Source organism: Pseudomonas sp. PDM15, assembly GCF_014851565.1.
Taxonomy (GTDB): domain Bacteria; phylum Pseudomonadota; class Gammaproteobacteria; order Pseudomonadales; family Pseudomonadaceae; genus Aquipseudomonas.
On the sequence record NZ_JACVAA010000036.1, the window covers coordinates 1 to 258 of the forward strand.

Here is a 258-nt window from a genome sequence, read left to right on the forward strand (position 1 = left end):
CCGTACTGGTCGGTGCCCAGGCCTCGGTCAAGGTCGATCTGTCCGGCGTGAGCGTGTCGGAGAAGACCATCCAGGCCGGCGGCCAGTCGATCCCGCTGACCATCGTCCGCCCCGAAGGCGTGAAGGGTGAACTGCCGGTGTTCATGTTCTTCCACGGCGGCGGCTGGGTGCTCGGCGACTACCCGACCCATGCCCGCCTGATCCGCGACCTGGTGGTGAACTCCGGCGCTGTGGCCGTCTATGTCGGCTACACGCCGT

At 67.4% G+C, this 258-nt stretch carries 1 protein-coding gene; it reads left to right on the plus strand.

Going from position 1 to position 258, the window contains the following annotated elements; all coding sequences use genetic code 11:
• A partial coding sequence (locus IB232_RS23430) for an alpha/beta hydrolase (RefSeq protein WP_192400909.1) occupies positions 1–258 on the plus strand: 258 nt, incomplete at both ends.